Source organism: Pseudoalteromonas rubra (assembly GCF_000967655.1).
Lineage (GTDB): Bacteria > Pseudomonadota > Gammaproteobacteria > Enterobacterales > Alteromonadaceae > Pseudoalteromonas > Pseudoalteromonas rubra_A.
The window spans coordinates 1-307 of the sequence record NZ_JXYA01000030.1 but is presented as its reverse complement, the minus strand read 5'-3'; the positions used below and the strand labels follow the sequence as shown (position 1 = coordinate 307).

Here is a 307-nt window from a genome sequence, read left to right as displayed (position 1 = left end):
AACTGGTTATATCGTGCTGCTCTTTCATCCATGAAGCGAGGTCCTGTCGGCGTCCTGCCTCCACCTCAACAAGCTGCGAAGCGGTGCTTCGGTCTTGTTTCGCCCAACTGAGCTTCCGGGCTAGGAATAAAATGGTGCCGACTATCCGAGTCGAACGGATGACCTACTGATTACAAGTCAGTTGCTCTACCAACTGAGCTAAGTCGGCACACTTAATAATGGTGCCCAGAGGCGGAATCGAACCACCGACACGAGGATTTTCAATCCTCTGCTCTACCGACTGAGCTATCTGGGCTAAAACTGGTTA

The 307-nt window shown here is 51.5% G+C and carries 2 tRNA genes; both read right to left on the bottom strand.

From position 1 onward, the window contains the following. Positions 1-132: 132 nt before the first annotated feature. Positions 133-208 (bottom strand) — tRNA-Thr (locus tag TW77_RS13610). An 11-nt stretch (positions 209-219) separates the two neighbouring features. After that, positions 220-295 (bottom strand) — tRNA-Phe (locus TW77_RS13605). Positions 296-307 lie beyond the last annotated feature (12 nt).